This window comes from Chitinophaga rhizophila, from assembly GCF_019492185.1.
Lineage (GTDB): Bacteria > Bacteroidota > Bacteroidia > Chitinophagales > Chitinophagaceae > Chitinophaga > Chitinophaga rhizophila.
In genome coordinates this window covers 1-20,518 of record NZ_JAICCF010000003.1, presented here as the reverse complement: position 1 = coordinate 20,518, position 20,518 = coordinate 1, and the positions used below count along the sequence as shown (strand labels likewise).

At 40.2% G+C, this 20,518-nt stretch carries 14 protein-coding genes; 9 read left to right on the top strand and 5 right to left on the bottom strand.

The features are described from left to right. Positions 1-294 precede the first annotated feature (294 nt). Together K1Y79_RS14650 and K1Y79_RS14645 are read right to left on the bottom strand one after the other, a co-directional pair. A complete protein-coding gene (locus K1Y79_RS14650; protein ID WP_220250912.1) occupies positions 295-1,449 on the bottom strand; it encodes a FecR family protein in 1,155 nt (384 codons plus the stop codon). 50 nt (positions 1,450-1,499) lie between these two features. Then, positions 1,500-2,048 (bottom strand): RNA polymerase sigma factor, encoded by a 549-nt coding sequence (locus K1Y79_RS14645; RefSeq protein ID WP_220250910.1) that lies wholly within the window; start codon positions 2,046-2,048, stop codon positions 1,500-1,502. A 765-nt stretch (positions 2,049-2,813) separates the two neighbouring features. Between K1Y79_RS14645 and K1Y79_RS14640 the strand changes: the two genes are divergently transcribed. The 4 genes from K1Y79_RS14640 to K1Y79_RS14625 all read left to right on the top strand — a co-directional run bounded on the left by K1Y79_RS14640 (position 2,814) and on the right by K1Y79_RS14625 (position 13,070). Next, positions 2,814-6,173 carry a SusC/RagA family TonB-linked outer membrane protein gene (locus K1Y79_RS14640; RefSeq protein ID WP_220250908.1) on the top strand — a complete coding sequence of 1,120 codons (3,360 nt, stop codon included), beginning with the start codon at positions 2,814-2,816 and terminating at the stop codon, positions 6,171-6,173. Between the two features lie 29 nt (positions 6,174-6,202). Further along, on the top strand, positions 6,203-7,666 hold the full coding sequence (locus K1Y79_RS14635; RefSeq protein ID WP_220250906.1) for a RagB/SusD family nutrient uptake outer membrane protein: 1,464 nt from the start codon (positions 6,203-6,205) through the stop codon (positions 7,664-7,666). Positions 7,667-7,741: 75 nt separating this feature from the next. Beyond that, complete coding sequence (locus tag K1Y79_RS14630) at positions 7,742-10,399, top strand: sugar-binding domain-containing protein (protein WP_220250904.1); 2,658 nt, start codon at positions 7,742-7,744, stop codon at positions 10,397-10,399. A gap of 223 nt (positions 10,400-10,622) precedes the next feature. Beyond that, entirely contained in the window at positions 10,623-13,070 is a 2,448-nt protein-coding gene (locus tag K1Y79_RS14625) for an alpha/beta hydrolase family protein (RefSeq protein ID WP_220250902.1), read from the top strand. A 154-nt stretch (positions 13,071-13,224) separates the two neighbouring features. On the opposite strand, the gene K1Y79_RS14620 is transcribed toward K1Y79_RS14625, so the two are convergent. Then, positions 13,225-13,506: a DUF6520 family protein gene (locus K1Y79_RS14620; RefSeq protein ID WP_220250901.1), complete on the bottom strand. Its 282-nt coding sequence runs from the start codon at positions 13,504-13,506 to the stop codon at positions 13,225-13,227. A gap of 1,115 nt (positions 13,507-14,621) precedes the next feature. Further along, positions 14,622-14,936 carry a hypothetical protein gene (locus K1Y79_RS14615; protein ID WP_220250899.1) on the bottom strand — a complete coding sequence of 105 codons (315 nt, stop codon included), beginning with the start codon at positions 14,934-14,936 and terminating at the stop codon, positions 14,622-14,624. A 90-nt stretch (positions 14,937-15,026) separates the two neighbouring features. Here K1Y79_RS14615 and K1Y79_RS14610 point away from each other — a divergent pair, with 90 nt between their 5' ends. The 3 genes from K1Y79_RS14610 to K1Y79_RS14600 all read left to right on the top strand — a co-directional run bounded on the left by K1Y79_RS14610 (position 15,027) and on the right by K1Y79_RS14600 (position 17,124). Next, positions 15,027-15,332, top strand: a complete 306-nt coding sequence (locus tag K1Y79_RS14610) for a hypothetical protein (protein WP_220250897.1) — start codon at positions 15,027-15,029, stop codon at positions 15,330-15,332. A gap of 23 nt (positions 15,333-15,355) precedes the next feature. Beyond that, positions 15,356-16,291, top strand: a complete 936-nt coding sequence (locus tag K1Y79_RS14605; protein ID WP_220250895.1) for a helix-turn-helix domain-containing protein — start codon at positions 15,356-15,358, stop codon at positions 16,289-16,291. A 92-nt stretch (positions 16,292-16,383) separates the two neighbouring features. Beyond that, the gene (locus tag K1Y79_RS14600) at positions 16,384-17,124 is read left to right on the top strand and encodes an SDR family oxidoreductase (protein WP_220250893.1); all 741 of its coding nucleotides are present in this window, start codon (positions 16,384-16,386) and stop codon (positions 17,122-17,124) included. 250 nt (positions 17,125-17,374) lie between these two features. Here K1Y79_RS14600 and K1Y79_RS14595 read toward each other — a convergent pair whose 3' ends face one another. Continuing rightward, positions 17,375-17,935 (bottom strand): flavin reductase family protein, encoded by a 561-nt coding sequence (locus tag K1Y79_RS14595; protein ID WP_220250892.1) that lies wholly within the window; start codon positions 17,933-17,935, stop codon positions 17,375-17,377. A 164-nt stretch (positions 17,936-18,099) separates the two neighbouring features. Here K1Y79_RS14595 and K1Y79_RS14590 point away from each other — a divergent pair, with 164 nt between their 5' ends. Together K1Y79_RS14590 and K1Y79_RS14585 are read left to right on the top strand one after the other, a co-directional pair. Then, on the top strand, positions 18,100-18,627 hold the full coding sequence (locus K1Y79_RS14590; protein WP_220250891.1) for a peroxiredoxin: 528 nt from the start codon (positions 18,100-18,102) through the stop codon (positions 18,625-18,627). Between the two features lie 216 nt (positions 18,628-18,843). Continuing rightward, complete coding sequence (locus K1Y79_RS14585) at positions 18,844-19,842, top strand: hypothetical protein (RefSeq protein ID WP_220250890.1); 999 nt, start codon at positions 18,844-18,846, stop codon at positions 19,840-19,842. Positions 19,843-20,518: the final 676 nt, after the last annotated feature.

Genomic DNA, 20,518 nt, shown 5'->3' with positions numbered 1-20,518 from the left:
AGTTAAGGGCAAGAGGAGGGCATATTGAAGGGTAGGCAATACTAATTTGGGACTAGGGTTGATATAGCTGGTAGTTATGAATTGAAAGTAGGAAAGTAATATTAAAAGGGTGGTCTGTAATTTTATTTTATAGTACTCAGGGGGATTAGGGGTATGTATAATTAGTTATGGTGATGGCATGTCTCCTTAAAGGATGGGAGTACAATGGATGAAGTCTAATTCACTTTGTTGGGGAACGTTAAAGAGAATTTGTTTTGGAGGCAACATTGGATGAAGTATCGAGATGGCGATGAATCATTTTATATGAAAGTTACCGTCTTTGTCTGTATAATAATCTATACCATTGGTAGCTTTTAATGCTTTAAGTAGGTTTTCAACTGGTTGATGTCTATCAATTACACCTGAGAACCTTTTATCGGCTACTTCTTTGTTATCAAGCGCCAGGGACACGCCGTATAGTCTTGGAATCACTTTGCAGACTTCTTCCAATTTGGCGTTACTGAAGATAAATTTGCCAATTCTCCAGCTAAGGACGTCCAGTTCATCAAATGGGGCCGTCCTGATGAGGTTATTGGTGGCAACAGCTTCTTGACCTGGGGTCAGTTGCAGGCTGTCTTTGGTTCCGACAATCTTAACAGCACCGTTTACAAGTGCAATTTTAGCTATACCACTGTCATAAGTGTTGACATTGAATTCTGTTCCCAATACATTGACAGTAGTATTAGGCAGGTGTACGATAAAGGGTTGGTTAGCCTGTTTAGCGATTTTTAGATAAGCCTCTCCGTTGATATATACTTCGCGGAGGCCACCATTAAATGACACCGGAAACCGGATGGATGTAGCGGCATTCAGCTGTACTTCGGTACCATCTGACAGGTGGATAGTATAATCTTTTCCGGCCGGGACGGTCAGTACGGCAAATTCCGTTGTATTACCTGATGGTGTCGCTGAATATGTCAGTGTCTTATTGCTGGACCGCATGGTGAGGTTACCGGCAATAACCTGGCTTGTATCCGTATTCAGGTCAATTACTTGTCCGCCTGCTAATTGAAGCTGTATATTCTTGCTATTGCCAGGCTGAATACTGGCGGTTATTGGTACGGGCTGGTTAGCAGGGCGTTCGGGTCTGAATAGCCCGGGAACTGCCATAAAAGCAATAATAGCAGCTGCGGCAGTAGCGGCAACGGTGATTGTACTGATGGTCAGAACTTTCTTTCTTTTCTGACGGTGTATGCGATCGATAATGGCATCAGCAGGATCTTGAAATGGTTGGCTTTTGATGTGGTCAATAATATCTGGCGTAATTACCTTTAAAAGATCTTCACGCATTTCGCGTGCGTCTTCATTAATTGCTATTTCCTTGAATAACGTCTCCCTTCCGGCTTCTGAGAGGTTTCCGGATATTTCCTGCCACACTAATATTCTGATATCTTCGAGATTCGTTTTCATTTCTACTATATAAAGTAATATTTAGTCAATAAGTAACCTTCCTTTTCAAATTATTTTGCTGTGTGTAGTTTTTCACGCAGAATTTTTAAAGCTTTACTGATATTATTCTTTACCACCTGCAGGCTAATGTTTTGTTCGGCAGCAATAGTTTTCTGACTTTTATCTTCCAGGTAAAGCTTAATGAAGGACTTCCGTGCAGCGGGAGGTATGTGTTCAATAGCTGATTGCAGTTGTTCTGCTAATTCTGCACTCTCGAACGGTTTCATTTGAGTGCTGGACTCAAGGAAGTAGTTGTAGCCATGTTGTTTTTTATCTCTGGTTTTATCTTTTTTAATCTTGATAATGCTCTCATTGCGGGTAGCGCGCAGGAGGTATGCGAGTAGAGATGGTTTGAGTTCGACCCTATCCTTTAGATTCCAGAAGCGGATAAATACTTCCTGTACGATATCTTCGGCCTCAGCCATATCACGGAGGAGGTAATAAGCTTCCATTAGCATCTGTGGACGGTACATATCCACAAGCTCCCGTAAGGCAGACTCCTCTCCTTTCTGCAAGCGTTGTAAGATGTCGGCTTCGTTATTTAGCTTCTCTTCTTTCATAGATCCGTCTCAACAGTATAGTGGACTGTTGTTAGTCTTTGATTTAGGTACGTATAACAAATAGTTTACCAGGCAAGTCATCTATGGGACAACAAACCTGGCTATTGTGTTATTTATCAGATGGATTAAAAAAGTGTGGGCGTACTAAAGTGTACTGGCATTCCCTGTAAATACTGAATGTATTAGTTCCCCTTGAAATTACTTAAAAGGTAATACATTTTATAGGAGTGATAACAATATTTTTTGATCAGGAAAATAATATTGGTTTGTAATAAATAAAATATTCGGAATACGACACTACCTATTTTTAGAGTCAAGAAAGAATACCATTGCTTCTTTCACGAACGAAGGGGTCACTCCCCAATATGGGGACATAAAGAGAAGATTAGTACTACAAACATTTCTCACAAAAAAGTTTGCTTATGGACATTACCTTACTGTTAAATTTTACTTTCTCATAGTATACAAGGGGAACAAGATCTGAAAAGAATGTTCGATTAAAGGTTTATATACCTATTGAAACTAGCTAAACAATAAAGTTGGGTACCTACGACGCTGTCGATGCTTTTATCACATAGGATTTTCCCAATAACTAGGACACCTTAACTGCCACAGTCCAACAGCTCAGATGACCAGAGTAATCTAGGCTCTATTGTGTCCAGGGTGTTCTTATATCCAATTTTTGTAGTGTAAAGTACACTGCACGGGGGGTTATTGGGTTTAACGCAGACCAACCATTTTACTAACCAAAATTGCTGTGCAACTATGCAAATGATTGTCAAACTCAGCCATGCATTCCTATACTGCTGTATGGTTGTGCTGTTATGCCTGCAGCAAGAGAGTTATGCTGTTCCGTTTCAGGGGAAGCCAGTCAGTATTACAATTAAAAATTCGTCTCTGGCGGATGTACTACGCCAGGTGTCAAAGAAAAGTGGATTGTATATATATTTCCAGGACGCAGATTTAGCAGGGCATAAGAATGTATCATTGGATGTGAAGAATAGACCGGTGGAGAATGTACTGCACGAGTTGTTGGACGAACGCGGGTTTGCGTGGGTAGAGGTAAGTGAGAATACTATTGCTGTTAAAAAAAAGTTCGCAATAGAAGAGCACAGGGTTGATATGGATACGGTCAAAACAATTACTGTAACAGGAAAGGTTGTTGACGAAAAAGGTGAACCAGTAATAGGTGCGACAGTGCAGGTGAAAGGTAGTAATATGGGAACGATAACCAGCACCAGTGGTGATTTTGTGCTGAATGATATCAAGACGAATGCCTCCATTGTTGTAACGAATGTGTCTTTTGTTCCCGAGGAAATACCGGTAAAGGGTAGAAGAACAATTGGAAGGATCCTACTTAAAGGCAAGGTGGGTGAATTGGATGAGATCGTGGTGATACCTTATGGTACCACAACAAAGCGATTAACAACGTCAAGCATTGTTAGTATAAAGAAAGAAGAGATTGAGATGCAGCCGGTGAATAATCCGTTGTATGCATTGCAGGGTCGGGTAGCAGGTTTACAGGTAACGCCTACCACTGGTGTTGCAGGGGGAGCGGTGAATATTCAGATCAGGGGTAAGAACTCACTGAATTTTAAGAGTGAGCCTTTAGTAGTTGTGGATGGACTACCTATTGTTAATAATATCCCTGGTTTGGATGGTCCTTCTTTGTATCAGATATCATCGCTAAGTTTTATTAACCCAAATGAAATCGAATCCATTGATGTACTGAAAGATGCAGATGCTACATCCATCTATGGTAGTAGAGGTGCGAATGGTGTTATTCTCATTACTACAAAGAAGGGTAAGAAAGGTGCCACTAAGATTGATATCAATGCTCAAACTGGTTGGGCAACAGTGCCGAAGAGAGTTTCTTTGATGAATACTCCACAGTACATAGAAATGAGAAGAGAGGCTTTTACTAATTCAGGAGTTGATTTTGTAAATACGCATCCTTATGGTATACCTGAGTACAAATATCAGGTCGCACCAGATCTTTTTATCTGGGACCAGAACCGATATACTGATTGGCAGAAAGAGTTATTAGGAAATGCGGCCCGTTATAATGACTTTCAGGGAAACATATCCGGTGGGGGGGATAATATAGCTTTTGACATTGGGGGTAATTTTCATAAAGAAACGACAGTATTCGCAGGGGATAATTCAGATCAGAAAGGAAGCGGGAGAATGAGTTTGACCGGAACATCTAATAATAAGAAGTTTCAGGCTACTGTTACTGCAAGTTACATGATTGATAAGAATACACTTCCAGGTGTGGACTTTACAAGAGCCGCATTAACCCTTGCACCTAACGCTCCATCCATTTATAATGAAGATGGGTCGTTGAATTGGGCCCCGCAGCCCTCTGGAAATAGAAGCTGGACCAATCCTTATGCAGAATTATCGAAGACATATGAATCTAAAATTACAAACTTACTTACAAGTGCAAATTTAAGTTATACAATTCTGCCTGGGTTGACTGCCCGAACCACTCTAGGATATAGTGAGTTGAATGGGAAGTCATTTAGAAAGACGTTTCCGTTTGCAGGAAGGGCGCCTGAGGATCTGCAGGATCCTTTTGCAAGTTCCGCCTTTAATACTAACAGTGTGAGAAATTTGAACATTGAGCCTCAATTAAATTATAGTTTAGATATTAATGAAGGGAACCTTGATGTACTTTTAGGTGGATCAATTCAGCATACTAATAACGAAGCGCAAGTCATAAATGCAAGCGGATTTCAAAGTGATGCTCTGTTAAAAAATCTTTCTTCTGCGGCAAGTTATATAATCAGAAATACCTCCTCTCAGTATAAATATGCGGCAGTATTTGGTCGTATAACTTATAATTTCAAAAAGGAATTTATAGTCAACATGAATGTGAGGAGAGATGGCAGCAGTCGTTTTGGCCCAGGAAATCAATTTGGAAGTTTTGCATCCGTCGGTGCTGCTTGGATTTTTACTCAGCAGTCATTCATCAAAAATAATCTGAAAGCACTTAGTTTTGGTAAAATCAGGTTTAGCTATGGTTCCTCTGGTAATGATGGTATTACTGATTACGCATACTTTGAACGATACGGAAGTATAAATGCTAGTGATCCCTATCAGGGAACTAGAGGTTACACTACCTTAGGGCTATATAATACTGATTATGCATGGGAAACTACTAAGAAAACCGAGTATGCTTTAGAATTAGGATTTTGGGAAGATCGATTGTTTTTTACGGGTTCACATTTTAGAAACAAATCTAATAATCAGCTTGTCGTTTATCCATATCCCTCAATGGCGGGATTCGGAGTTACTTTTGTCAATTCTCCAGCGTTAGTTCAGAATACGGGTATAGAATTTATAATTAGAACAGAAAATATCAAAAATAGACAATTCACATGGTCAACCTCGTTCAATTTTACGCGAAATAGAAACAAACTTTTGTCATTTCCAGATTTAGAAAAATCTGCTTCCTACGGATTATACGAAATAGGAAGACCGTTCTATGGTGAGCTAAAAGCTTTTAAATCAGCTGGAATTGATCCAAAGACAGGCCAGTACCAATTTTTAAATTCAAATGGAACTATTACTCTTGATCCCTCAGAGCCAGATAGATTAGATTATGGGCAACACCAAAGGATATTTACCGAACCAAAATTCTATGGAGGCCTTTCAAATACTTTTTCATACAAAGGATTCAGCCTAGATGTTTTTTTGCAATTTACCAAGCAAACAGGTACAAGCTTTTTAAATGAGTATGTAAATACTCCAGCAGGTTTTTTGCCTATAAATCTCCCGTCAGAATATCTTCAAAGATGGAGAAGTAGCGAAGATGCTTCAAAAATAGCGAAGGTTTACGGAACATTTTCAGATGAATATTTCAGATCATCTTCTTTGTGGGCTCAGAGTGATGCAAACTATGTTGATGCATCTTTTATAAGGTTAAAAAATTTATCATTGTCATATTCAATTCCCGAAATTTGGAAGAATAGGCTACATGTAAACAACGTAAAAGTATATCTGCATGCCCAAAATCTAATTACGTTAACTAATTATAGAGGCTTAGATCCAGAAACCCAAACAATTTCCGCACTTCCACCCCTTAGAACTTTGTCAGTAGGAATCCAAATTTCTTTATAGCAAATCCGTGTCTTCATAAAACGTAGAATATGACGTTCATAACACTCTTCGGGAAAATATTCAGGCTTCTTTTTATTTGCTGGCTTGTAATATCTATATCGAGCTGTAAAAAACTAATAGAAGTTGATCCTCCTATTAACGAAATAATAGGCTCTGAGATCTATAGTAGCAATACAACCGCTATCTCGGTGTTAACGGGGATTTATACTAGCATGAGTTCCAATGGAATATTCAATGGGGAACAATCTGTTTCAATTAGACCAGGTTTGTCAGCGGACGAATTGATACCTGTCATCAATGCATCAAGTATATTGACTTTGATTTATCATAATAGTCTAACTAATAATGGAGATCAATTATACTGGTCGGAATTATATGCATATTTATATAGAATAAATTCTGCAATAGAGGGTATTTCTGCTTCTGTTGCATTGACAACAGATGTAAAAAAGAGACTATTAGCGGAAGCTAAGTTTCTTCGAGCCTTTATGTATTTTTATTTAGTAAACTTTTATGGGTCAGTTCCATTGTTGCTATCCACAGACAAAAATATAAATGTTATTGCTCCGCGTGAACCAATGGTTAACCTATACGCTCAGATGATCAACGATCTAAAAGAAGCTCAGGGAGATCTTTCAGACCAATATTTGAATGCTGATCTTATAACAAACACAAGTGAAAGAATCCGACCTAATAAGTTTGCGGTTTCTGCATTACTGGCAAGGGTATATCTATACAATCAAAATTGGGCGTTAGCGGAACAAGAGGCATCGAAGGTTATAGATAACACAGCCATGTACATGCTTGAAAATCCTAAAAACGTTTTTTTAAAGGGTAGTAGGGAGGCCATATGGCAACTACAGCCTGTGAATCTGAATCAAAATACAATCGATGCGGAGGTGTTAGTGTTAGCTCCAACAGAACTTAACCCTCGTGGCGGCCCGACTGAGTCGCGTCCCTTCTATTTAAGCCAATCGTTACTGAAGAATTATTCTTTTGAAGATCAACGTAGAGTGAACTGGATTGATAGTGTGGTAAGTGATGGTATAGTCTATTATTACCCATTTAAATACAAGGCTTATCTACCACAGGAGAGAACTGAGTATTTAACTGTGTTAAGGTTGGCTGAACAGTATCTTATCAGGGCTGAAGCCAGAGCGCAAATGAATCGAATAGGTGGTAGTAATTCGGCTATGGATGATATAAATATAATTAGAACACGCGCCGGATTATCAGATATAGTAGCAAGTTCAAAGGAAGAAGTTTTGGACATAATTTTAAAAGAACGAAGGAAGGAACTGTTCACTGAATGGGGACATAGATGGTTTGATTTGAAGCGTACTGGAAACGTTGATATGGTAATGCAAAAAGTAGCGATCGATAAGGGAATCGTTTGGAATAGTTATAAAGCATTATATCCAATACCTGTTCAGGATATTCAAAGAAATCCGAGTTTAAGGGGGCATCAGAATCCTGGATATCCCGAACGATGATACCTGGCTACTGTTAGGAAAAGGTTGCCCTTGAGTAAATGATTGTTATTTGTTGTAGATTTTTAATCTTTTGAGATGTTAGTAAAAAAAATTCAGTGCCTATTAGGTTTATTATTTTCTATATTATCGGTCTGTTTCGCACAAGAGGTAAAATGGCAAAAAAAGCCAATCACTATTGAAAGTAGGTGGTCAAAGGATGTAGTTCCAGACGCACCATTGAGTGACTACCCAAGACCTCAATTGCAAAGACCTAATTGGGAAAGTCTAAATGGTTTATGGGATTGTTCTATAGTTGACGATCATGAGTCAGTACCCTCAGCTTTTCTGGATAAAATACTAGTTCCATATCCTATAGAATCCAGTTTGTCTGGCGTCAAAAAAACTTTGATGCCTTATCAGGCAATTTGGTACCGGAAATCGTTCAAGACACCATTCCAGTTAAATGGCCGTAAATTGCTCTTGCATTTTGGTGCTGTTGATTATCAGGCAACTGTTTATCTTAACGGTAAAGAGATTGGTCAACACTCTGGAGGCTATACATCCTTTACTTTTGACCTCACTAAATTTTTAAGGAAAGATAGTAATGAGATTTTAGTTAAAGTAATAGATCCGACAGACCAAGGATCAGGACCTCATGGTAAACAAGTTATCAGACCTGGTGAGATTTATTATACTTCATCGTCAGGCATATGGCAAACAGTATGGCTCGAATCGGTGCCAGAAACATATATCACAAGTCTGCGATTAACTCCTGATATCGACCAAAAAGAGCTATTAGCTGAAGTAAAGTTAAATGATAATGGTTGTAAAAATTGTGTTGTTGAACTTGAGGTTTCAAATGGGGTAAAGGTTAAGGGATTAATAGGCCATATAATAAAAGTGCCAATAAAGGAAATGCATACTTGGAGCCCTGAAGATCCATATTTATATGATTGCTATGCTCGAATATATCGTGATGGAGCAGAAGTGGATAATGTTAAAAGTTACTTCGGTATGCGTAAAATATCGATCTTAAAAGGGCACGACGGCAAAGAGCGTATTTTTTTGAACAATAAGTATTATTACAATCTCGGCATTTTAGATCAGGGTTATTGGCCAGAAGGGATATACACTGCTCCTACAGATGAAGCCTTAGCTTTTGATATAAATATCAGCAAGCTGATGGGCTTTAATACAATAAGAAAGCATATTAAAATTGAGCCTGCAAGGTGGTATTATCATGCAGACAAAATAGGAATGCTTGTATGGCAAGATTTTGTGAATCCCAACCAGTCTTTATCAACTGTTGCAAAATCTGCATTTGAAAGGCAGATTGGTGAAACAATCAATCAGTTATATAATGCCCCATCAATCGTTACATGGGTAATCTTTAATGAAAAATGGGGACAATATGATCAGCAGCGAATTACGGAGTGGGTTAAAGAAATGGATTCTACCCGATTAGTTAATGGACATTCAGGAGAACTTTTATATGTTGATGGTCAATTAAAAAGTCCTTCGCCCAACCCTTACATATCTGCAGATATGACAGATGTTCATTCTTATCCATATCCAAGACTAGCACCATACCAGTCTGGCAAGGTGAATGTATTGGGTGAATTTGGAGGTCTTGGTGTTAGCGTTCAAGGGCATTTATGGGACGATTTAAATACTGGCTGGGGGTATAGTGGAATATTAAGTCCTAATGAAATGATAGATGTGTATAGGAAAATGATAGACACGCTGGTATTGTTGAAAGAAGCTGGATTAAGTGCATCTATTTATACTCAACCCTATGATGTTGAGTCTGAGCTGAATGGTATAATGACATATGACCGAAAAGTGATAAAAATTCCGCTAGATACTATTTGCAGAATCAATTCACGTCTTGTGCCAAATCTTGCTGCGCCCGAAATGAGAATGATTAGCAATAACATGTCTCTTGATTTGCCAGAGGCAGTTTATAGAACCTACACGCAAAATTGTAATGAATATAAAAATGGAAGACGCGACTCATCGTTTTTAAGAGCATTGACAATTCATGCCAATAAGGAACATGACGATATAAATATCAGTAAATATTGTGACGACTATTTCAAATCATTGCAAAATCCATTTTCTGAGATAAATCTCCTGTTTCTTCAACGATTTGTTAGGGATGCCAATTCCTCAGCATTTACATTCATTGCTGAAAATTCCGACAGCATTCGCAAAATTGACGTTGGGGAAGAAACCTTAAAAGTTGTCAGAGGAATAATTAAGAGCGATTTCCTCTCTATGAAAAAGGACGACATGACTCAAGCTGACTGGGATGCTTTAATAGAGACCATGAGAAGAAAATATGGGTCCGAAGGTGAGCTTGCAGTCCAGGAAGAACGCGCTCTTTATTACTATCTAAAAAAGGATATTCCCCGATTTGTTGATGTCAAGTCTGAAATTCATAGAAAATATCCTAAATCTATTGGAGTTTTTGATCTAAATAATGATGCTTGGGCCGTTTTTGAAAATACTGGTAATAAAGAACTCCTTGCAACTGCGATTAAATGGAGCGAAAAGGTAGTTAGGATGGAGCCAACAGCGAATTATTATGACACCTACGCTAATCTGCTATATAGACTTGGTAAAAAAGATATGGCGATTCAAGCTCAAGAAGCAGGATTGAAATTAGCAGTAGGAAATGGGATATTTGAAGACATAGTTAAAAATCTTGAAAAAATGAAAAAGGGCGAACCTACATGGGGTACTAGTCAATAGGCATATCTATTATTCTTCTCTCTGCAAAATAGATGCAACTCCAATCCATAGATTTAGGTAACATAAAGAAATTAAAATGATTTATATCAGAGTTTTCATAATGTGTATTTGGCTATCAATTTATTTTGTATTATTCATTAGTCCGTTCGCTGTCGCTCAAAAGAAACTAATTGACAATAATTCGTATAAAACATGGCCTAGTCTGAGTGACATTTCCTTAAATATGAGTAGTGATGTTAGTAGAGATGGTAAATATCTAATGTATAAGGTAGAGTCCGAAGCCGCTGGCGAAATGTTTATCATTCAAAGTTTAATTAATAATTATACGAGAAAATTTGGGAATGCCTCAAAAGCATTATTCACTCAAGACTCTAAGCATGCTGTGGTATTGATGGGGATTGATAGTCTCGTAATTGTTACGCTTGGCAGTTCTGAAATTAAATATCATCCTAATGTGGCTTCATTTGAAATGAGCAACACTGAAAATGGGCAATGGTTGGCGTATCTAAGAAAAGACAGTTCTAGTGAATTAGTCTTAACAGATGGAAATTTTAGTGAGATTTTTAAATTCGCAAATGTACTTGACTATGAATTTGATGCTTCTAATAATTTCTTAATACTGAGAGATTCGTCAGGTTTATCTTTATTCAATCTGAACTCTTTAGATAGAAAATATATTTATACCGGAAAAAGAATTTATGATTGGACAGTAGATGCGAAAGGTCAGCAAATCGCATTTTTTGTATCCTCAGTAAATGATGAGGTAGAAATATATTACTATCATTACAGTATGGACAGCTCAAGACCACTCGCCAATGGTCGATCACAGGGTATTTTTGATAGCTATAAAATTGGAATGTATCTATTAAAATTTAGTCCTGACGGAAAAAATCTATTTTTTAATATTGAAAAGAGCAATCAGTCTAATCAGGAATATTCGAGGATTTGGTCATACACTGATAAGTTTATAAACGTTGATGAAAGTGAAGTTTTGGGCATTAGGTGTGTATCAAATATTAAGAATCCAAAAGTGTTGCATTTAACAGACGGTTCTACCACAATTATGGATATGAACAATGATAGTTTGTTATTAGCCTATAGCAACGTAAATTTGGACGAATACAATTGGAATAGAGACACATTTTCACTTCAATTAGTATCAGCCAATACAGGAAATCATACTCAGATCTATCAGATGCCTAAATGTTTCGTACCAGGTTTTCCAAGCTTTGGAACATCACCTTCAGGAAAATATGTGGTTTGGTTTGATGAAATGGATAAAAAGTACTATAGCTATCAGGTTTCTTCTGGTATAAAGCGGGAAATATCATCATTAATTAAGCATGCACTTTATCTCAAGGAAAGTGATATACCTGTCCGGAAGAACGTTTATGGCGTTGGCGGATGGTTAAGTAACGATACGATACTAATTTACGATGAGTATGATATATGGAAAATTAATTTAGCTGGTTCCCCTCATCCAATATGTCTTACTAAGGGCGTTGGCAGGAAAGAAAAAGTAATATTTCGCGCGATTAATTCAAGTTTGGATCGAGTCATTACTGATCATTTATTGATCACGGCATTCAATGGCGAGAATAAGCAGAACGGAATTGTAAGAGTTGATTGCACTAACCAGTTTTTATATGACAAAAGATGTATGGGCGATTTTGTGTATGGAAACAATAAGTCAGATAATGGATGGGCTACTCACGTAGAAAATGATATTCCTCAAAGGGTGGGCAATTCAGATTTTTATATTGTGAAACGAATGGCGACAAGCCAATCCCCTAACCTTTTTTTGACCAAAGATTTTATTACTTATAAGCAACTATCAAATATAAAACCTGAACTTTTATACAATTGGATGAAATCTCAGTTGGTTGAATGGGATTTGCCTAATGGTAAAAGAGCAAAAGGGATTTTATATAAACCGGAGGATTTCGATGCTAATAGGAAATATCCGATTATTTTTAACTATTATGAAAAACGTAGTGATGAACTAAATGTCTATCGAAAACCATTTCTAACAGCTTCAGAGATAAATATACCGTGGTATGTTAGCAATGGCTATCTAGTATTTATTCCAGATATACATTATGAAACAGGTAATAATGCTGATGCAATTTCAAAATCGATTAATGCAGCAGTGAATAAGCTTGCAAAATTAGAGGGTATTGATTTCAATCGAATGGGGGCTCAGGGGCATAGCTTTGGCGGATATGAGACTCTGGTACTACTTACACGGACCAAGTTATTTAAAGCCGCTCAAGAATCTGCAGGTCCATGTGATGATATAAGTGGTTTTTCTTTTCTTTGGGCTGGTACTACGAAACAAAATTATTTCATGTTTAATCAGCCTAATCATGGCGCGTTGTTATGGGAGAAGCCTGACGTGTATCTGAAAAACTCCCCCATCTTTAATGTTGAGCGAGTAAGTGCCCCTCTCTTAATAATGCATAATGTAGAGGATAGACAGGTTCCTTTTTCGCAGGCTATTGAAATATTCAGTGCTCTTCGACGTCTACAAAAACCAGTTTGGCTGTTAAAGTACGAAAATGAGGGACATTCCATTGAATCAACGGAAAATAAATTGGATTATAATGTTAAGCAGCAACAGTTCTTTGACCATTATTTGAGGGGAGCGCTAAAACCTGAATGGATGAAATAGTAAGATCGTCGATTTAGCAGGCAATTTTTAGCTGTTTAATATGTGAAAAAGAATAGAGACTGCTTGGAACATATCATTATTTTTATAAAAAAGTCTCCTCGCTAATTCGAGGAGACTTTTTTGTTAGATTAATATATTACTATCTAACTGCCTATTATTGCATTGTAGCTGTTGCTGACAATGTAAATGGTGTAGAAGTACAAATTGTACGGCCACCTAATGTTGTTGTAGAAGTATACAACAGTCTGGTAGGAGCATTTTGCGCCGTTACATAATTTCTCTGTGGTTGGCACAGTTGGTATACAACTCCATTTATTGTAGTAGTGGTAGTAGCTGCGAAATGGCTACCAGTTCCTCTTGATGCCTTAAAGGCGAATGCACCACCAACTACAGCGAACAATGCAACTGCGGAAAGAACGATTTTTGCTTTCTTCATAACTTTATTGCCTTTATGAATCAAAAGGCTAAACTTAAGTATTTGAGTTAACGCCTACTCTATTCTACTGGTTTTCGGCTTCCCCATAGATTAACCCCAAAGGAGGTTGAATGCCTGATCAGGACAATTGTTTTATTGAAATAATAATTGATTTTTCGGTTTTTCATAACAGCATACCAAGCAGTATGCCTTTTAATGATAAATTGTTTATCTTCTTTTACGAACAAAATATGATTATCATAGACTGCTTTCTTTAGCAATAATACTAATATAACTGACAATGAATATTCTCATTCATTACTTCTAGTCGAAGATCGCAATATTTTCATTATGTAAACTTAGGAAGTATGCTAATCTACTTTGGAGATAATGGATTTTCTTGAGATAAATCTTGTCGATTCATTATCTACTACACAAGTAATGCTGAAATTCAGACGGTCAACTAGCTGATGAAGGTTATTTTAAAACTCATATGATAGAAGTTCGCGAATATGATTATCAAAACATAAATAGCCCGTCTGACACCGGCTATTTATGTAATTCCACAGTGTATATATTATTGAAGAACTGCTGTAGCGCTGAGAGTAAAGGGTGTCGAGGTACAAACGGTTCTACCTCCATTGGTGGTTGTAGATGTATAAAGAACGCGTGGAGGTGCCCCAGCAAATGTGACATAGTTTCTTTGAGGCTGACAGATCAAATATCTTGTTCCATTAATTGTTACGTCAGATGTAGCCGCAAAATAAGACCCCGTCCCTCTTGACGTCTTCACCGCCAGTGCGCCACCAGCTAACGACAACAATCCTATCACAGCTAAAATTACCTTGGCTTTTTTCATAATAGACAACGCCTTTATACCAAAAGGCAAAAAATCAATATCAGCGTTAATGCCTACTCTTTTCTACTGGTTTTCAGCGACCCCAGAATATGATGGCAAAAGGAGATCATGCCCTCATCAGGACAATAGATTTCATAGTGTAAAATATCAGTTGAATAGATGTTACGTTATTTATCTTCAGGGAATATTTACCTGAAGATATCATGTGTAGTTGTAGTTTACATAGGATATACGGTAATAAACTTTGGAGATGCAGATTAGAATGGCCTTATATGCCTCACAGCCAACAAACCTCTCCCGGCCTTACGACGCCTACTATTACCTCCATGAATTGCCTGAAGGCTGCTTCTCTGGATTCATCTCCCATCACGTCGTTGACTAACATTTCATACTGCCCTTTTTCACCGACGCTGACTGCCGGCATGATCACATATTGAGCGGAGGTGACATCGTCTGCTACATTAAATAGGGTATTGCCTATCGCTTCTACCTGGTGGTAGTATTTCCGCAGCTCTTCCAGTAATACGGGATAGTCTATAACCGGCTGATCCGGGAATAACAGCCGGCAGCCAAATACTTTCATTAAACTCATAGGATGCTAAAATATAATATATCCGCTTTTCTTACAACCCTGTCACGTTTTCCTGAGCTGAACGGTCAATGTATTACAAAACCAGATAACATGATCATTGTAAAAGCAACTTACGGCGTAAAAGAGGATTATATTGCTACTAACAAGCAGAATATTAACACTTTCCTGCAGGATTTCAGACGCCTGGGCGACGACTTTAAATACACTGTATACTCGAATGGAGGTACATTTGTCCACCTGTCGCACTTTAAGAATGAAGCCATTCAGGCGATAGTCCTGGCAACACCCTCTTTTAAAGCTTTCCAGCAAGCGCGCGATGCCAGCGGACTCATAATCCCCCATCAGATTGAAGTACTTAGCCTGGAAGGCTCAACAGCAGAAATCTTTGTACATTAGCCGACGGCAAATCCTCGCGGCTCATGAGTAAACACAAACAGACCGGCATCCCGCCGGTGTTTAATAACCTGGTAGAAAATTATAACCACCTCGGACTGCCGGTTGAGCTGATAGATCCTGATAATGAGTTTACCATTCATAAATTGAATGATATCCACCACGAGTTGCCGTACAAGTCTCCGGTTTACAGGGCTAATTTTTACGCTTTTGTGTTTGTAAAGAATGGGGAAGGGAAATATACTACTGATGAAATGGAGTTTTTTACGGAGCCTGGTACTATCTACTTCACCAATCCGGGACACTATAAGTCGTTTGAATGGCATCAGTTGAAAGAGGTCTTCCTCGTAACCATGAGCGAGTCTTTCCTGAAAGAGAATGTGCACGCAAGTGTTTTCGAGGAATTTCCTTTCCTGCTGGCCGAAACTGTCCCTCCGCGGGTATTGAAACCTGAAATTTATGCTGAAATCGAACCCTTATATCTGCAGATATACAAAGAATACTTCTCTCATTCGCCCTATAAAAATAAGATTATGGGCAACCTGTTTGTGGTGATCCTGTTAAAGATAAAAGAATACTTCTGGGAAGATTACAACCCTATCTCCGAAGGCAACAGAAGCTCCCAGATAGTGAAACACTTTAAACGTACGCTCGAACGTCATTACCGCGAACTCAACGCCGGCAAAGCCCGTAAAGTCTTCCGCGCACAAGACTATGCTGCGGCTCAAAATCTCCATCCCGGCTACCTTAATAACGTTATCAAAACAAAGACTGGCAAGTCTGTTACCACCTGGATCATCGACAAGACCATCACTGAAGCCAAATCTATGCTACAGCATTCCAATATCCCTATTAAACAGGTCGCAGATCAACTTGGCTTTACGGAAACTGCCCATTTTAGTAACTACTTTAAGAAGTATACTGACGTCACTCCACTCGTCTACCGCAAACAATTTGCTTAGATTTTTGCAAATAATAGTACGGATCTTGCAATCTTTTGGCCTGATTATATTCCACCTTTGTTGTAACAATGATAACCTTAAAACAAAGACATATGAACACGCTAAACGGAAAAGTCATTTTAGTCACAGGATCTTCCAGGGGGATAGGCGCTACCATCGCTCATAAACTGGCCGCTGCCGGCGCAAAAGTAGTGGTCAACTACGCTGGTAGCAAAGACGCTGCTGAACAGGTAGTCAGCGATATTAAGAATGCGGGCGGTGAGGCTATTGCATTGCAGGCAGATGTCAGCAAATCCGTTGAAGTGAAGCAACTCTTTGATGATGCTATTGCACACTTCGGTAAAGTTGATGTACTGGTCAACAATGCCGGCATCATGATCAATAAGCTGATTAAAGACACGACTGACGATGAATTTGACCGCATCTTCAATATCAACGTTAAAGGTACCTTCAATACCCTGCGTGAGGCCGCTACTAAACTGGCTGACCAGGGCACCATCATCAACTTCTCTACTTCTGTCAATCGCCTGATGCTGCCCACTTATGGTACCTATGTAGCTACTAAATCAGCGGTAGAACAGCTGACACGTGTCTTCGCCAAAGAAATGGGCACCAGAGGTATCAATGTTAACTCCGTATCTCCCGGACCTACTAATACTGAGTTATTTACTACTGGTAAGTCGGAAGAAGTTATCAGCCGCCTGGCTGCTCTCTCTCCGTTCAACCGTATCGGCGAACCTACTGACATCGCTGATGTGGTAGTCTTTCTTGCCAGTGATGCGGCTAAATGGATCTCTGCACAGAATATCGGAGTAAACGGTGGTATGGCCTGATCCTACCTCGCTGACTGGTTTCATTATCAGGTAAAATCGCGTCTCATATCGGAGCTCTCAACTGCCCGTGTCCAATTATCACCCGGCAGCAAACGTCTCCGGAGCCAGACGTTATTGTTTGCAACTTCTGTTATACAGCGCGGCTGCTATCTCCTTCCTCAACACCGAATGTTGTGGAACGGATAGTAGCCGTTATACTGATAGCAACTACCTCCGAAGTATAGCATTAATACGTTTGCATTATCTTTTCTCAGAGGTTCTGAGCCTTGAACTTTCCGGGATATGACACATTTTTCCCTGCCACCATAAAGGTTGCATCACCCCTGTAGTGGACGGTCCGCGGAAACTTTGGTGCCACTGCCACATGTGCCTTCACCACTTCCAGTACGAAGAAGTTATACCTGGATAACAGTTGTTTATCTATCACCTTACACTCAAAATTCGCATAACATTCCTTTATCAGCGGCGCTTGTACCTTTTCTGCCACCACCTGTGTTAACCCGTATTCTTCAAACTTATCCACCTCAGCGCCTGTACTGTTGCCAATTCCGATGATGGTATCAATCATATCATAAGTAGGAATATTAATTACACATTCCCCGCTTTTCCGTATCATGTCAAAACTGTAGTTGGCTGCAGTGATCATACAGCCGATCATTGACGGAGAAAACTCCATCACCGTATGCCATCCCATCGTCATAATGTTTGTCTCTTCCTTCCACCTGGAACTCACCAGCACTGTCGGTCCCGGTTCCAGGTATCGCCTGATGTCGGCAACAGGCAGGTCTTTTTTCCTGTAATTCCTTCTCATGAGTTTGTAATTGTCAGATAATGATATAATTACGCGCGCTATAATACACGTATCCTCAACAACTACCAGACCAGTGTCATTATTCCTGCTGATACAAGTCAGCGTTCGTGCCGTCGCCGGACTGTAGTTTTGTTCCATCATTATTTCACAATCAACCCACGACCATGAAACACGTAACATTACTATTAACCTTCGCGTTGCTGCTCGCTGCTAATGTAATTTATGCTCAGTCTGCGCTCAAAGAGGGAGATAAGCTGCCATTGTTTGTATTGAAAGATCATAATGGTAATGACTTTGTGATTAGCGAATATGTGGGTAAACATAAATTGGTGATCTTCTTCTATCACAAAGATGAAAGTGAAATGGGGGTGAAAGAAGTCTGCGCATTCAGAGACAATTTCGGCGATTTCAAGGCTGCAAATGCAATGATTATCGGTATTGGCAGTGGCAGTATAGAAAGTCATAAAGCGTTGCATGAAGAACATCAGCTGCCATATGTACTATTGAGTGATCCGCAGAATGATGCACTGAAGCTTTTCGGACAAAAAGGAAACATCTTCCATGACAAACGTGAAACATTTGTGACCGATTTGTCTGGTAATATAACTTATAGCTATCGCGGCCACTTCAGAAGGGGCGAAGAATACGCTGAAAAAGTCCTGACTTATCTCAGAGCTGACAGTGTTAACTAAACGAATTACCTATCCTATACCCTATACACCGCTGCTTATGACTTAGACCTGCTAGTAGTTCCTGTGAGAAAAAAATGAGGTCGATTAACAAAAAAAGCAGGCTCCCCGGGCATATTCATCCCGGGGATTTCTTTTTTTTGTGTAAATTAATCGTGCCAAGTGCATATCGGCTCCTGATACGTCAGCAAGGTCCGGTTTGTCAAGTCAGATAATGATATGAGAAAAATACTATTTATCCTACTGATCCCTTTCACCGCATTCGCGCAACAGATTGTCATTACCGGGCAGGTGCCGGATTGTCCGGATAGCGTGGACGTCTTCATGTATAAGCCTATTGGCACTTATTTCAACGCGCAATACAAGCAAAACGTTGGTAAAGTTGTCGGACATCAGTTTAAGTTAGCTGTGCCAATGACTTCCCCGGGATTTGTTATCCTTGAAAGTAAGCACGTAAAGTCCGTTCTCTTCGTAGAGCCGGGGGATTATGTCGATATTGGCGTTAGCCGTAACGGCAGTCAGGGCGAGAAAATATATAAAGGCAATAACGCTGCCGGCCATGAGCTGTTCAACAATGAAACACCACTCTCTGAAAGTAATGTCGCTGCTGCTATGGAGTATGTGCTGGATAGCGCCAGGACTGTCAACGGTGCGCTGTGGGGGCTTCGGAATACGCTCGGCGAACTGAAAAGTCCGTTACTTGCTTACCTCAGGAAAGGTGAAATTTCAGTAGGATTTTATGAGAATATGGTCACCACGCTGGAAGGGCGATTGGTCTATCATTTCCTGAATACGATCGGTCACAGACTGGATAAACCCGAAGCGCGTAAGAACAAAGCGCTGACGGACAAGGAACTGAAACAACTACTACAGGATGTCTGTGAACTCTTTGATCCCTTCGATACAAAATATACTATCATTCCTGATGTCAGTCACCTGGTAGCCAAAAAATGTTACCTGATTCAAAGAGGTTTCCTCCGTGGGGCTGCTCCGATGAATGACTTCTGGCTACATTTTGACGAATCATCCCGTTCTTATGCTTATGCTCCGTCTGCACTCCTGGAGATGAATGCCGGCAATGAGTTTGTGGCTTATCTTACCACCCGAAAAGTATTTGCAAAGTCAAATCATGCTACTTTGCTGGATTACTTTAAATACAACTTCCCGAAGAGTGCTTACCTGCCTGTTGTAGAACAGCTGATGACGAAGAAGGGGTAACATCAGGCTGCAGTCTATCAGAAACGGTGTTTTGCTGTATAGGAGAAAAAAGTATTACTGCTGATGTGCCTTCGGGAGCTATATCCGCTACCATGGCGGGATAAGGTATCCGGACGAACAAAGGACGAACTAGCGACGAACTAGCGACGAACAAGCGACGAACAAGCGCTATAGAAGCGACTGACTAGCATACCATAATTCTGATATTTTCTTCACATTTTGATCTACTTATGCTGCTCTTTTGTTAGAGCGGCTAGGTTGCTCTATCTCATATACCCTATTACCCTCTTCCCACCCCGGCTCTGCTCTCTGCCCACCCCGGCTCTACTCTCTCCCCACCCCGGCTCTACTCTCTGCCCACCCCGGCTCTACTCTCTGCCCACCCCGGCTCTACTCTCTGCCCACCCCGGCTCTACTCTCTGCCCACCCCGGCTCTACTCTCTGCCCACCCCGGCTCTGCTCTCCGCCCGCTCCGGCTCTGCTCTCCGCCCGCTCCGGCTCTGCCCTCCGCCCGCTCCGGCTGTGCCCTCCGCCCGCTCCGGCTCTGCTCTCCGCCCGCTCCGGCTGTGCCCTCCGCCCGCTCCGGCTGTGCCCTCCGCCCGCTCCGGCTGTGCCCTCCGCCCGCTCCGGCTGTGCCCTCCGCCCGCTCCGGCTGTGCCCTCCGCCCGCTCCGGCT

Coding starts and splice junctions, on each gene's coding strand:
- K1Y79_RS14650 (WP_220250912.1), bottom strand. CDS start 1,449: ATGAAAACGAATCTCGAAGATATCAGAATATTAGTGTGGCAGGAAATA.
- K1Y79_RS14645 (WP_220250910.1), bottom strand. CDS start 2,048: ATGAAAGAAGAGAAGCTAAATAACGAAGCCGACATCTTACAACGCTTG.
- K1Y79_RS14640 (WP_220250908.1), top strand. CDS start 2,814: ATGCAAATGATTGTCAAACTCAGCCATGCATTCCTATACTGCTGTATG.
- K1Y79_RS14635 (WP_220250906.1), top strand. CDS start 6,203: ATGACGTTCATAACACTCTTCGGGAAAATATTCAGGCTTCTTTTTATT.
- K1Y79_RS14630 (WP_220250904.1), top strand. CDS start 7,742: ATGTTAGTAAAAAAAATTCAGTGCCTATTAGGTTTATTATTTTCTATA.
- K1Y79_RS14625 (WP_220250902.1), top strand. CDS start 10,623: ATGAGTAGTGATGTTAGTAGAGATGGTAAATATCTAATGTATAAGGTA.
- K1Y79_RS14620 (WP_220250901.1), bottom strand. CDS start 13,506: ATGAAGAAAGCAAAAATCGTTCTTTCCGCAGTTGCATTGTTCGCTGTA.
- K1Y79_RS14615 (WP_220250899.1), bottom strand. CDS start 14,936: ATGAGTTTAATGAAAGTATTTGGCTGCCGGCTGTTATTCCCGGATCAG.
- K1Y79_RS14610 (WP_220250897.1), top strand. CDS start 15,027: ATGATCATTGTAAAAGCAACTTACGGCGTAAAAGAGGATTATATTGCT.
- K1Y79_RS14605 (WP_220250895.1), top strand. CDS start 15,356: ATGAGTAAACACAAACAGACCGGCATCCCGCCGGTGTTTAATAACCTG.
- K1Y79_RS14600 (WP_220250893.1), top strand. CDS start 16,384: ATGAACACGCTAAACGGAAAAGTCATTTTAGTCACAGGATCTTCCAGG.
- K1Y79_RS14595 (WP_220250892.1), bottom strand. CDS start 17,935: ATGAGAAGGAATTACAGGAAAAAAGACCTGCCTGTTGCCGACATCAGG.
- K1Y79_RS14590 (WP_220250891.1), top strand. CDS start 18,100: ATGAAACACGTAACATTACTATTAACCTTCGCGTTGCTGCTCGCTGCT.
- K1Y79_RS14585 (WP_220250890.1), top strand. CDS start 18,844: ATGAGAAAAATACTATTTATCCTACTGATCCCTTTCACCGCATTCGCG.